This window comes from Acinetobacter lwoffii (genome assembly GCF_049367455.1).
Classification (GTDB): Bacteria; Pseudomonadota; Gammaproteobacteria; order Pseudomonadales; family Moraxellaceae; genus Acinetobacter; species Acinetobacter lwoffii_W.
The window spans coordinates 22,783-37,460 of the sequence record NZ_JBMPXW010000011.1 but is presented as its reverse complement, the minus strand read 5'-3'; the positions used below and the strand labels follow the sequence as shown (position 1 = coordinate 37,460).

The following is a 14,678-nucleotide window of genomic DNA, read 5'->3' as shown; positions in this document are numbered from 1 at the left end:
ATGGCTAAAGTAACAGGCGTAAAAAGCGTAGATTTTAAAATTACAGCATATGGTTATGGGGTGGTGAATTGGAATGGTCCAACGTCACTGACAGGTAATGATGGTAAGACAGTGGATAACCACACATTACCTAAACTTCGTGGTTTCAGTAATTTATCAGGTAGAGTCAAAGAAGAAACAGGCTACAAATACCGTAAAGAAGCATCAGACATTGATTTTAACGAAACGCCTTTATATATTAGCCAAAACTGTATTCGCCATCACTTATTCCGTGACCAATCTTTTGATTTACATTATGCAAAAGATAAGAATTTGATTGATGTTCTAGCATCTATTACGGGATTAATCCGTGGCTATGTTGTGCCATCGAGTCAATGTAAACGTACAAGTCCACTTTTGATTACTGATTTTATTGATCAGTTGGGTAATGGCAACTTTGAACAGCTTTCGAATGCAAGTTCAAGTGAAGAAATTACGCAAGATGATGGCTCAAAAACATATAAACGTGGTGAAAACTCAATCTTCTCTAAAACGACCTTTGGTGATACCGAATATATCGCTTATGGCTCGATTAGTATTGAACAATTGCAGTTCATTTCACTCGATAAAAAATTTGACCGTGCTTCGATGATTATTAAAGAAGGAGAAGGTGAAAAGATTGCAGAGCGAGTACAGGAATTTATTAAGAGCCTTGATCCATCGAAAGAACCAAAAGCAATTTTCCATAAAAATTATGTCCGTAAGGGAACAATCTTTAATGAAGGTGAAGTGGGTATTTTACTCGACAACACTGCAATTGATATTTTAGTCAAAGAAACGCTTTCAATGCTTGAAGAACTCGTGATTAAGCAAGCCAAAGGTTATATGTGTGCAGATACGGTAGAAGTGGATTATAACGACAGTCATAAAATGATGCGTATTAAACGCAATCCAGACCAAGCCAATCCTGAGCTACAACAAGATTATGCAGTTTATTTTGAAGCCCAATAATGAGGTGATTTATGCAAATCATTATTGAATATGAATCCTCTTGGCGAAATTCATTTTTAGATGGCTCTAATAATGAACCCTTGCCTAAAGGCGGACGTAATTTTATTGCTTCAATGACAACATTAAAGCAAGAAGGCAATTACAAAAAGCGTAGTGTTTCAAAAGATACCGTCATGGGCATTCTAAATCGTTTGATTGGTGATCAACGTAAACTTTATCAGGCACGACAGGATGAAAATTATTATTTTACTGAAGTTGAAAAAGTACTTCAGGAGAATGATATTGTCGATCACGCTTTAAATAGTAACGAGATGGTTTATATCCGTAATGTTTCAGGGAGTACAGATCAAAATTCATTTACAGGTGAAATTAAAGCAAATGATCCATCCTTTAGCTCGAGTTTTTCAGCTGAACTTTGGGGTGTTTTATGGCTTAATTTATCTGAAGTTTCCAAATTTATTTTGGATGAGTCATATTCTGTGACCTACTCTGAAGTTTTAGATCCAATTACGGTGTGTAATCGTATTGAAGTTTTGAGTGCAGAAAAACCAATGGATCTGACGGAGGATATTCAAGCTGTACTAGACTGTTTATTGAATCATTTCCCCGATACAAAGTATTTGACTGCAAAAAAGCAATTACCTTTGATCAGTATTTATGCCTCTGCTTTATATCTTCAAATTACAAGATTGTCTCAAAGATATGATCTCTCAACTGTCTTAACAAAAAGTGGCGGACTGAGTGGAATCTCAAAGCGTGGATTTACCAAAAAAGATTTTATGGATCGTTATACGACAGGAAGTAAAAAGCTCATTTGGGGCAATCCCTATTTATTGAAAGAAAAGAAAAAAGGTGAGGGTGAAATCGTATCTGTTTTAACCAAAGCTAGTGGAAAGCTCATTATCAATTTGAATATTTCTAAAGAACAAGCAAGAGATTTAGAAGAAAAAATTGAAAATGCAGGGGTTTCATCTTTTTACTTAGGTAAAAAGGGCTTGGCTTATGTCATGGATATTAGACCTTAAGGAAGAGATATGAACTATTACCTTGAAGTGACCTTAATGGAAAATGATCAATTTTCTCCTTATGAATTATGGTCACAACTTTATCCTCAATTGCATCTTGCATTGGTTGAAGCCAAAAATGCTGACAATAAAGTGAATATTGGATTTTCCTTCCCTCAATACCGCTTTCATCAAGATAAAGGTGTTGGATTTATAGGTACAAAATTACGTTTATTTGCTGAGTCTGAAGCTGATTTGAAGAAACTAGACATTCGACGTTGGCTTGAGCGTTTAGAAGATTATGTACATGTCACTTCTATTCGTGAAGTACCTAGTGATATTAGGAACTATGCTATTTATAAGCGTAAGCAAGTGAAAACTAATGCCCAACGTTTGGCGCGTCACCGTGTAAAACGTGGGGATATTGGCTTTGATGAGGCATTAGCAAGATATAGCAATGTAGTTACGACAACCAACTTGCCTTATATCGAAATGAAAAGTCTTAGTACTTCAGATCAGCAAAGTGAAAAGCGATTTAAATTGTTTATCGAGAAGCAATCTGCTGAAAAATCTGAAACTCAGGTTTTTAGCACTTATGGACTAAGTTCTGTGTCATCTGTACCAGAATTTTAACCCAATATTTTTTGATTCTTTAACAGCTTAATAAAATCAATAAGTTATAACAGTAAGTGAATACTTGGGTCTTTTATAAGATTTTAGGCATAACTTACTGTTATAGCTTTATTTTTTGCGTTAAAATTATGGTTCACTGCCGCATAGGCAGCTTAGAAGTTGCTCCATTCTGTCTTTTCAGTATCGGCACAGTTCACTGCCGCATAGGCAGCTTAGAAGCTCTTACGCCTCACTCAGCAATTTCCTAAAGCGTTCACTGCCGCATAGGCAGCTTAGAAGTTTATTCTAAATTGTTATTGCTTCAAAAAGCAGTTCACTGCCGCATAGGCAGCTTAGAAGAATGAACGCTCAAAAAGACCAAAGCTTTTACAGTTCACTGCCGCATAGGCAGCTTAGAAGAAAGTCAACGAGCGCCTGTACAGCTTCACGGAGTTCACTGCCGCATAGGCAGCTTAGAAGTTGGGATATGGGTGTCAAAAATGCGGTGGTGTGTTCACTGCCGCATAGGCAGCTTAGAAGATCACGCCACCTCATAGAAGCGCTTAGCTTCTGTTCACTGCCGCATAGGCAGCTTAGAAGTAAATGGGCTATTGGATCTGGCGGGTCAATATGTTCACTGCCGCATAGGCAGCTTAGAAGTCATCCGCGCCAAATCCAATACTTCTAATTTCGTTCACTGCCGCATAGGCAGCTTAGAAGAATCTATCAAGCGCATGTCGCTTAAGCCTGCAGTTCACTGCCGCATAGGCAGCTTAGAAGACTTGCGTAACGCTATGCACATTAGCGAAGCCGTTCACTGCCGCATAGGCAGCTTAGAAGTTAGCTGTTTTAAAACCTAGTGATGAATTTAAGTTCACTGCCGCATAGGCAGCTTAGAAGCGACACCTACACTTTTAGGCAATTTAATCCGCGTTCACTGCCGCATAGGCAGCTTAGAAGTTACCTCGAACTCCAACATGAATCACTGTTGGGTTCACTGCCGCATAGGCAGCTTAGAAGAATCAAAGAGTGCGGAAAAAATGGCTATGGATGTTCACTGCCGCATAGGCAGCTTAGAAGTTGGCTTCATTATTTTCGATAAACGGTACTAGGTTCACTGCCGCATAGGCAGCTTAGAAGAGTTATCAATTTCCCAAAGCCTTCATTAATTCGTTCACTGCCGCATAGGCAGCTTAGAAGGAGAATGAACGCAAGCGTATTGAAGCGGAGCAGTTCACTGCCGCATAGGCAGCTTAGAAGATGCTGATCGCGTAGTCAATATCACGCGGAGCGTTCACTGCCGCATAGGCAGCTTAGAAGAAATTGATAAAGCCACCCCTCCAATGAGTATTGTTCACTGCCGCATAGGCAGCTTAGAAGTTGGTGATGGTACGGTGTGCCGAGCCAAGTTAGTTCACTGCCGCATAGGCAGCTTAGAAGACACAATAGCTTCAAGGTAACTCTGTTTACTGGTTCACTGCCGCATAGGCAGCTTAGAAGCTTGAAAATGGGCGAAAGCTGGAGCGTGAGCCGGTTCACTGCCGCATAGGCAGCTTAGAAGTGATAAATACGGTTGACAGTGGCACGGTATTTGTTCACTGCCGCATAGGCAGCTTAGAAGATCATGGAAAATCAAAAAGAAAACCGTGATCTGTTCACTGCCGCATAGGCAGCTTAGAAGACTACAACGACGGTGATTTTTTCAGTGTGAAAGTTCACTGCCGCATAGGCAGCTTAGAAGTCGGAAGGTTTAGAAAAAGCCCAACACTATAAGTTCACTGCCGCATAGGCAGCTTAGAAGTTTTGCTACCATTTCAGAATAAGCCGCATTCCGTTCACTGCCGCATAGGCAGCTTAGAAGACAAGTGTGAGTATCGCTGCTCGGCAAGGCGGGTTCACTGCCGCATAGGCAGCTTAGAAGGTTTGCAATTAGTCCAGTCATTGTCATTCTCAGTTCACTGCCGCATAGGCAGCTTAGAAGATAAAGGGCGGATGTTTAAATGTGATTTCGTCGTTCACTGCCGCATAGGCAGCTTAGAAGTTTTACCTTGCGTGTAAAAACAATGGTTGGGGGTTCACTGCCGCATAGGCAGCTTAGAAGTCAAAAAAGAAAAAGGGACTGCAACAACTGGTGTTCACTGCCGCATAGGCAGCTTAGAAGTTCAAAGACTTCGCCCATCTTGTCGCTGATCTGTTCACTGCCGCATAGGCAGCTTAGAAGACTTGGATCTGTGCAACTTTGGTCGCTGTGTTGTTCACTGCCGCATAGGCAGCTTAGAAGTTGAAGTAATTGAAGAACAGGCACTGGATCATGTTCACTGCCGCATAGGCAGCTTAGAAGTTTAAACTTAGCAATGGACGTTGGATCGGTTAGTTCACTGCCGCATAGGCAGCTTAGAAGGTGTAACTACAGAGTCAAATCGCATCACGTCAGTTCACTGCCGCATAGGCAGCTTAGAAGAACAACATTTCACAGATTGATTTGAATTTAGTGTTCACTGCCGCATAGGCAGCTTAGAAGATGACGGTTTTTAGCAATAATGATTTCTGTAAGTTCACTGCCGCATAGGCAGCTTAGAAGTGCAACTCCTCCAGCTCCTTCTTCTTCTCGATGTTCACTGCCGCATAGGCAGCTTAGAAGTTTATATATTTGATTTGAGGGGGTAGGCAGATGTTCACTGCCGCATAGGCAGCTTAGAAGATTGCCCGACAGATGGTTTGATGGAAGTTGTTGTTCACTGCCGCATAGGCAGCTTAGAAGAATTACAAACGCAATTAGCGAGAGCATTGAATGTTCACTGCCGCATAGGCAGCTTAGAAGAACATGCCAGTCGCATCAAACAAAACCTACCCGTTCACTGCCGCATAGGCAGCTTAGAAGTTCACCGAACAATTACATCATCTCTGCGAAATGTTCACTGCCGCATAGGCAGCTTAGAAGAACAAGATCAGCTATCTCTTTTGGAGTAATGCGTTCACTGCCGCATAGGCAGCTTAGAAGATCAACCAGCAATCTTCAGGGCGGTGGTAAAAGTTCACTGCCGCATAGGCAGCTTAGAAGGGCAGGTCATGTGGGGAATATTACGGTTAATTGTTCACTGCCGCATAGGCAGCTTAGAAGTACAGTCTTTGCAGCATCACGAATACAGAAAGGTTCACTGCCGCATAGGCAGCTTAGAAGAAGCTAATAATGTCGTATATACAACTACAGTGGTTCACTGCCGCATAGGCAGCTTAGAAGTCATACAGCATTTCAGCAAGTTTAGGATCAACGTTCACTGCCGCATAGGCAGCTTAGAAGTCCTTGACGTTGCTCTTGACGAATCACTGTACGTTCACTGCCGCATAGGCAGCTTAGAAGAGCCGATAAACGGAAATTCTTGCCCGTGGTAGGTTCACTGCCGCATAGGCAGCTTAGAAGGCTGACGAAGTAGCAGCGGTGACTACTATGACGTTCACTGCCGCATAGGCAGCTTAGAAGTTGCTATACGGCTGAAGGACACAAAGGTACGAGTTCACTGCCGCATAGGCAGCTTAGAAGAGTCTTCGGATTACGTGCGTTACGGTACTTTGGTTCACTGCCGCATAGGCAGCTTAGAAGTTCTGATACTCTGTCTGATCGTCCGGTGATACGTTCACTGCCGCATAGGCAGCTTAGAAGGTGATACACCTCAAGAAGTGGCAGAGCTTGTTGTTTACTGCCGCATAGGCAGCTTAGAAGTTTAATCGTGTTGCTGAGCTTGTGTCTCAAAAGTTCACTGCCGCATAGGCAGCTTAGAAGAGTCGCTTTTTCTACAACCCAAGCCACACATTGTTCACTGCCGCATAGGCAGCTTAGAAGAGTAACAGAGGGGGCGGAGTGCCCCCGAACTGGTTCACTGCCGCATAGGCAGCTTAGAAGAAACCAGTCAATCAATTGAAGCTCTTGCCGATGTTCACTGCCGCATAGGCAGCTTAGAAGTAGAGGCTGGCTTGCGGAAGAACTCCAAAAATGTTCACTGCCGCATAGGCAGCTTAGAAGTGAATCGGAAATTATTGTTGCCAAGCGCAAGAGTTCACTGCCGCATAGGCAGCTTAGAAGTGCGTACAGAACTGGATGAAGAAGACAACATCGTTCACTGCCGCATAGGCAGCTTAGAAGTTTACGGCTGGGTTTGTTGTATTAACAAAAACGTTCACTGCCGCATAGGCAGCTTAGAAGAATGGAATCTCAATACTATGAAGATCGACATCGTTCACTGCCGCATAGGCAGCTTAGAAGATGTCTAGGCTGACCAACAATCATATAAATAGGTTCACTGCCGCATAGGCAGCTTAGAAGTTTAAGCTTAAATCAATAGGACCGCCATCTTTGTTCACTGCCGCATAGGCAGCTTAGAAGATACACAGGCACGATTGGAATATGACGACCAGGTTCACTGCCGCATAGGCAGCTTAGAAGAGCCATTAAGGCAAGGCCCATAAAGATTGAAAGTTCACTGCCGCATAGGCAGCTTAGAAGAGGTGCTGGTATCCATGATCATGAACGGCGTTGTTCACTGCCGCATAGGCAGCTTAGAAGAATTTGAAGATCAGCAGAACGTACAGTGTTCTGTTCACTGCCGCATAGGCAGCTTAGAAGAAGTTTGAGGCATCACAAGCGCCAGCTGTAGAGTTCACTGCCGCATAGGCAGCTTAGAAGATTAAAAACCATGCTGACCGCCTCGTTTCAACGTTCACTGCCGCATAGGCAGCTTAGAAGTTGCAGCATTCTTCATCAAGCGAGGATTAGCCGTTCACTGCCGCATAGGCAGCTTAGAAGTGAGAGCGGCACGCTTAACCTACGATTAGGTTGTTCACTGCCGCATAGGCAGCTTAGAAGAAAAACCAATTTGCGTCAAAACCGCGACCAAAGTTCACTGCCGCATAGGCAGCTTAGAAGTGAAAAACTTACTGATGATCTACCTCTTGATGGTTCACTGCCGCATAGGCAGCTTAGAAGTAAAGCATGAAAGCCCTAACAATTGTCTTAATGTTCACTGCCGCATAGGCAGCTTAGAAGACTACCACGATGATCAGGAAGCACATAAAATAGTTCACTGCCGCATAGGCAGCTTAGAAGAAGCTGCTCTGCCGTCTTTTCGCTATAACCTGGTTCACTGCCGCATAGGCAGCTTAGAAGATAAGTGGGATGTAGGCATCTTGTGTGCCAATGTTCACTGCCGCATAGGCAGCTTAGAAGTGAGCAACATCCCCAAAATCATCAGTAATCTGGTTCACTGCCGCATAGGCAGCTTAGAAGAGTAAAGTTAGCCTTTTGGATTGTTGGTGCGCGTTCACTGCCGCATAGGCAGCTTAGAAGAGTAACGTGCATTAAATCGAGCAAGTTCGTCTGTTCACTGCCGCATAGGCAGCTTAGAAGTGATGCTGCAGGTCAATCCACATCATCAAAGAGTTCACTGCCGCATAGGCAGCTTAGAAGAAACAAAAAAACTTGGTTCCAACGTCATTGTCGTTCACTGCCGCATAGGCAGCTTAGAAGTATTAGAATCATTATGGTTTGTACAATCGGACGTTCACTGCCGCATAGGCAGCTTAGAAGAAGAAATATCCATCTGGAATGGATTTTGGTCAGTTCACTGCCGCATAGGCAGCTTAGAAGATCCAAGCCTCCAACTCATTCTTAATCTGGTTGTTCACTGCCGCATAGGCAGCTTAGAAGAATGGCTTGATATTCTTGAAACCATTGAAAATGTTCACTGCCGCATAGGCAGCTTAGAAGATGTGATGTAAAGCACAGTTCTACAAAGCAAAGTTCACTGCCGCATAGGCAGCTTAGAAGTGTTAGATTTCAATAAAAAGCAATGGATCAAAGTTCACTGCCGCATAGGCAGCTTAGAAGAGGATTAAGCAAGGTAAATTCCGATCCGGTCAGTTCACTGCCGCATAGGCAGCTTAGAAGAAAAACCGATTGTTGAGGCATGCCGTGAGGATGTTCACTGCCGCATAGGCAGCTTAGAAGTGCTCAAATCGAAGACCTCAAGACAATTAAAAGTTCACTGCCGCATAGGCAGCTTAGAAGATTTGAGACAGTGAATTGGTTCGCCCTGAGTGGTTCACTGCCGCATAGGCAGCTTAGAAGACAAACCAAAATCCTTTGGCTCTCAAGATTGAGTTCACTGCCGCATAGGCAGCTTAGAAGTTAGGAAGCTGTTGGGTATCGAGCCTACAAGTGTTCACTGCCGCATAGGCAGCTTAGAAGAGACTCATCTGTGAAGATGTACCTACTGATTGGTTCACTGCCGCATAGGCAGCTTAGAAGTCAGGTGGTTCGCAGCACGCTGGGGCTTTTCTGTTCACTGCCGCATAGGCAGCTTAGAAGATTCACCTGTTTTTTCATTGAAGGTATTTTCAGTTCACTGCCGCATAGGCAGCTTAGAAGTGCTAATAATCAGATTGTTTATACTAAAGATCGTTCACTGCCGCATAGGCAGCTTAGAAGTTGATGTTGTAGCTCAACAAGTTATTTCTAATGTTCACTGCCGCATAGGCAGCTTAGAAGATCCTTGTTTATCAGCCTTGGGCATAGTGTGAGTTCACTGCCGCATAGGCAGCTTAGAAGAAAGAAGAAACAGCTTGATTCATCGTAGACACGTTCACTGCCGCATAGGCAGCTTAGAAGAACTAGCGCAACTATTAGATAAAGGGTATTCATGTTCACTGCCGCATAGGCAGCTTAGAAGTGAAGCTTCAAACGGTTCGGTGTTAAAGTCAGGTTCACTGCCGCATAGGCAGCTTAGAAGACAAATTCGAATAACCAGCGCAATCTGCATAAGTTCACTGCCGCATAGGCAGCTTAGAAGTTTAAAACCCTTCTCTCTGAAAGTTCCAGAACGTTCACTGCCGCATAGGCAGCTTAGAAGATTTGGAAGATCCATAGCACCTAAGATTTGTAGTTCACTGCCGCATAGGCAGCTTAGAAGGTAATTTGAGGAATAATCTATGTGTCAATCATGTTCACTGCCGCATAGGCAGCTTAGAAGATCATATTTTAGTTTTTTCAGATAAATATTTAGTTCACTGCCGCATAGGCAGCTTAGAAGTCTCTAACTCGATCACCGCAAGTTAAACCAACGTTCACTGCCGCATAGGCAGCTTAGAAGTGAATGTGGCGGGGAGGGAGTGGACAAGATCAGTTCACTGCCGCATAGGCAGCTTAGAAGAAAATGATTGATAAGCTCTGCATGATTGATGAGTTCACTGCCGCATAGGCAGCTTAGAAGGCATTGAAACCGTTGATGGTGATGTGTCAGACGTTCACTGCCGCATAGGCAGCTTAGAAGTGAGAATGGCAACAAGCCATATAGAAAATTCAGTTCACTGCCGCATAGGCAGCTTAGAAGTCTTTTGATGGCTCGTCAATTTGTAGAAGAAGGTTCACTGCCGCATAGGCAGCTTAGAAGTCACGGTAGCGTCAATCATTCTTAAACAAGTTGTTCACTGCCGCATAGGCAGCTTAGAAGTCTGATCCTTTTAAGCCTGTTCAGGTTCAATAGTTCACTGCCGCATAGGCAGCTTAGAAGTCTAATTCTGCATGGCGAGCTGCTAAAAGGTCGTTCACTGCCGCATAGGCAGCTTAGAAGTTTTTTGATTGAAGCATTATCAATATTTTCAGGTTCACTGCCGCATAGGCAGCTTAGAAGTTAGAAAATTCCCCCAATTGTTCACTAGCATCCGTTCACTGCCGCATAGGCAGCTTAGAAGGTTCTCACGATTCGGGAATTCGTTCAATAAGAGTTCACTGCCGCATAGGCAGCTTAGAAGTCATTATCATGTCATGTGGTGGATTCCTAAGGGTTCACTGCCGCATAGGCAGCTTAGAAGAATTTCAACATTAGTTTCAGCATTTACTACACGTTCACTGCCGCATAGGCAGCTTAGAAGTCTCACAATTCGCAACCGAGTCAGGACTAAGCGTTCACTGCCGCATAGGCAGCTTAGAAGACAACACCGGCAAGCAAGTAAATTCGACCAATGTTCACTGCCGCATAGGCAGCTTAGAAGCATCAAAAAACAAGTCGACAATACCTGAACATCGTTCACTGCCGCATAGGCAGCTTAGAAGGTCAAATTCAAATACACAACCTACCGCACCAGGTTCACTGCCGCATAGGCAGCTTAGAAGGAAGCCAAGAAGATATTCATTGATCGCTATGAGTTCACTGCCGCATAGGCAGCTTAGAAGGAACCCATATATAAGTTTTTCTTATAATAGCAGTTCACTGCCGCATAGGCAGCTTAGAAGATCATAGCCAGTAAAAAGCTAAGTCAAGAAGAGTTCACTGCCGCATAGGCAGCTTAGAAGTAAACGGGAAAGTGGTAGGCATATATCAGGTAGTTCACTGCCGCATAGGCAGCTTAGAAGTTGAGGGTGTGTAATAGATTGAGCTGCTTGATGTTCACTGCCGCATAGGCAGCTTAGAAGTTGAGCGTGGCTACAAAGCGGAAATTCGTGAAGTTCACTGCCGCATAGGCAGCTTAGAAGTTTTGATTTTGGTTTTACTTCTATCATCCATCGTTCACTGCCGCATAGGCAGCTTAGAAGATATAGCGTGACAAAGATTAAGTCGAATAACAGTTCACTGCCGCATAGGCAGCTTAGAAGGTGATATTCGGGCTTTCCTTTAAAAAACTTTCGTTCACTGCCGCATAGGCAGCTTAGAAGACAAAAAAACGGATTTTGGGGCAAGTTTGAGGGTTCACTGCCGCATAGGCAGCTTAGAAGTTTTAAGTGCCTTACTAGGGGTGAACTCGCAAGTTCACTGCCGCATAGGCAGCTTAGAAGACACACACAAAGTATTTAGGAGTTTTAGCGCAGTTCACTGCCGCATAGGCAGCTTAGAAGAGATAATGACGACGAAACCGCCAGATTATTTCGTTCACTGCCGCATAGGCAGCTTAGAAGTGTAGGTGGCGTGCCAGCGTTTCTTCCCCAATGTTCACTGCCGCATAGGCAGCTTAGAAGTATATAGAGACACTATGGTATATATTATATATGTTCACTGCCGCATAGGCAGCTTAGAAATTGCACTTATCTTCACGATCTACAGCCAGAATGTTCACTGCCATATAGGCAGCTTAGAAAACAGGGTTGTGGTGAGGGTTATGTAAGCGGTAGTTCACTGCCATATAGGCAGCTTAGAAATATAGAAAAAGGCTGTAACGGTGCTGATTATTGTTCACTGCCATATAGGCAGCTTAGAAATGTAGGAGTTCGTCGTTATGGTTGTCATTGATATTCACTGCCATATAGGCAGCTTAGAAAGAGCAAAACCCTTAAAACCCCAAGACCTCCATGTTCACTGCCATATAGGCAGCTTAGAAAACGTAGATTCATCTGGGCTTGGTTTATCAACAGTTCACTGCCATATAGGCAGCTTAGAAAAATGATAAAAGGCGCATATTGCTCAGGGATAAGTTCACTGCCATATAGGCAGCTTAGAAAAATTGTCAAAATACTGAGGGTCACCATTCACAGTTCACTGCCATATAGGCAGCTTAGAAATAAACAGCAAAGGTTTGTCGAAGAATATCTGAGTTCACTGCCATATAGGCAGCTTAGAAATGATCCGAGTGTTAGAAGCTCAACCAGTTGGCGTTCACTGCCATATAGGCAGCTTAGAAAAGTAAAATAAATTAAATTTTCAGAATGTGATTGTTCACTGCCATATAGGCAGCTTAGAAATGAACCCGATCCATCACCTGAACCCGATCCATGTTCACTGCCATATAGGCAGCTTAGAAATTCATCTACAGCAAACTCAGACGTTGCATGCAGTTCACTGCCATATAGGCAGCTTAGAAAAGTAGGAGGATTTTCAGAACTGGAATCTGATCGTTCACTGCCATATAGGCAGCTTAGAAAAGATTGAAGAAATGGAGCTAATGATAGAAAGAGTTCACTGCCATATAGGCAGCTTAGAAATTGAGAAGCCTAATAACCAAAGCATTTAATTTGTTCACTGCCATATAGGCAGCTTAGAAATCTGATTTAAGGGAGAAGTATGAAGTTTTGGGGTTCACTGCCATATAGGCAGCTTAGAAAAGATTGAAGAAATGGAGCTAATGATAGAAAGAGTTCACTGCCATATAGGCAGCTTAGAAAGAGCGAGTGTCTACGAGTGACGACTCAATAATGTTCACTGCCATATAGGCAGCTTAGAAAAATAAAATATCATCGACCTGTAATACTGTGTCGTTCACTGCCATATAGGCAGCTTAGAAAAGATGACTGGCGTGAATGTGAACCTCATAGCTGTTCACTGCCATATAGGCAGCTTAGAAAGCACCCCGCTTTTTCACATATAAGGATAATAAGTTCACTGCCATATAGGCAGCTTAGAAATCTTCAAAAAAGCGGGGGAGGAGCGCACTACCGTTCACTGCCATATAGGCAGCTTAGAAATTAGATGCCAGATATTCGGGCTTTCACCATAAGTTCACTGCCATATAGGCAGCTTAGAAATATCAGGCTGCACAGCTCATTCAATTACGACGGTTCACTGCCATATAGGCAGCTTAGAAATTTTCGTGTTGTTACTGTTGCGGTATCAGTCCGTTCACTGCCATATAGGCAGCTTAGAAAGGTCTGAGTGAAAAAGACTTAGCAATACGATAGTTCACTGCCATATAGGCAGCTTAGAAACATTACATGAAGGCATCGCGCCAGATTCTTGAGTTCACTGCCATATAGGCAGCTTAGAAATTTGTGCAGATACTATGTCCATGGGTACCACCGTTCACTGCCATATAGGCAGCTTAGAAAGTTTGACCACAAAAACCAATGGCTGGCTGATAGTTCACTGCCATATAGGCAGCTTAGAAATTATGCATCATGCTCGACATTGGGCTTTGACTGTTCACTGTCATATAGGCAGCTTAGAAAAATATTTTTTATCATTCTACAACCCTCTCAAAGTTCACTGCCATATAGGCAGCTTAGAAAAGAGAAGAACCAATCACGTAGTATTTAGTTTTGTTCACTGCCATATAGGCAGCTTAGAAAAAGTGAAGATGAATAGCCACCAAAATTCTAGACACACATAACCATATTTTGGACTGCCACTGCTGTCCCACAATTTTTACAAGAGGAAGCTTACGCGAGCTTCCTCTTGATTGATGGAGGCTTTATCGAGTGAAAATAACGCTTTTAAGGTTTTTATTTCAAATAAATTTACTGGAATTATTCTGAGTAAGCGCTGAACTGTATTAGTTCAGAGTTAATCTGATTTTTTATCTTAGGAAAGAAAATTGGTGGTGTTTCAAAAAGTATGCTGGCGTTAAACAAATCCGTTATTAAGGTAAAAGAAAGTCAAATCAAAGGCTTTAAAATGATTTTCGAGCTTTTTAGAAAAGTTGCAACTTCTCCTAAATCCACGCCTGATTCGATGACGAATTCTACAATTGTTACCTTCAATACCGACGGTAAAAAACTTACCAATCACTTGCTTGCAACATTGAAATGCTGTGATAAAACTATCCCAATGATCACTCGCAATTCGAGCATATTGAACCCCAAGCTTTTTAAGTCTAGCTTTAAGACGTTGAACCGTTGCTAAATCCCGCTTACCCCAAACATAAGCAACAATTTCTCCAGATTCTCGATGGTAGGCATAAATAAGCCATTGTTTATTTTTCTTATTCCCTACAAAAGTCCAAAGTTCATCGACTTCAAGACATTCGTAGTGGCTTTGTTTAGGCTGAATCTGATAGATCGATTCACTTAAGGTTCGTAATACCTTGCCAATGCTGATACGCTCGACTTCAGCAATATCTCTAACACCGCTTCCTCTGACCATCAAATGTAATATCTTGCCGGTAATACCTGAGTTACACCCTTGATAGCTTAATGCATGATCACCAATAAACTGACGTTTGCAATCTTTGCACTGATGGTTTTGTTTCCCATCTACTTTGATGCCATTTCTCTTTATATTGTTACTTAGACAGGTAGGACATTTGATTTGTAGCGTTATTTTCATACCTCTATTTTATCAAAAGCCATATTGTTTTTTTCAGCATACTTTTTGAAAC

4 protein-coding genes, 1 pseudogene and 1 CRISPR repeat array are annotated in these 14,678 nt (G+C 42.9%); of the genes and pseudogenes, 3 read left to right on the top strand and 2 right to left on the bottom strand.

Annotation, left to right across the window (positions count from 1 at the left end; genetic code table 11):
• The 3 genes from cas7fv to cas6f are packed head-to-tail and all read left to right on the top strand — an operon-like array spanning position 1 to position 2,627.
• On the top strand, positions 1-990 hold the full coding sequence (cas7fv, locus tag ACO1B7_RS17155) for a type I-Fv CRISPR-associated protein Cas7fv (protein ID WP_034686351.1): 990 nt from the start codon (positions 1-3) through the stop codon (positions 988-990).
• Positions 991-1,001: 11 nt separating this feature from the next.
• The gene (gene cas5fv, locus ACO1B7_RS17150; protein ID WP_155861437.1) at positions 1,002-2,015 is read left to right on the top strand and encodes a type I-Fv CRISPR-associated protein Cas5fv; all 1,014 of its coding nucleotides are present in this window, start codon (positions 1,002-1,004) and stop codon (positions 2,013-2,015) included.
• A gap of 9 nt (positions 2,016-2,024) precedes the next feature.
• On the top strand, positions 2,025-2,627 hold the full coding sequence (cas6f, locus tag ACO1B7_RS17145; protein WP_155861438.1) for a type I-F CRISPR-associated endoribonuclease Cas6/Csy4: 603 nt from the start codon (positions 2,025-2,027) through the stop codon (positions 2,625-2,627).
• Between the two features lie 131 nt (positions 2,628-2,758).
• Positions 2,759-13,650: direct repeats of the CRISPR family, unit length 28 nt; unit sequence GTTCACTGCCGCATAGGCAGCTTAGAAG.
• A gap of 76 nt (positions 13,651-13,726) precedes the next feature.
• Here the strand turns inward: cas6f and ACO1B7_RS17140 are convergent.
• Positions 13,727-13,852, bottom strand: a pseudogene (locus ACO1B7_RS17140) (IS4 family transposase); the annotation flags it as partial.
• A gap of 72 nt (positions 13,853-13,924) precedes the next feature.
• Complete coding sequence (locus ACO1B7_RS17135; protein ID WP_004282345.1) at positions 13,925-14,626, bottom strand: IS1 family transposase; 702 nt, start codon at positions 14,624-14,626, stop codon at positions 13,925-13,927.
• Between the last annotated feature and the right edge of the window lie 52 nt (positions 14,627-14,678).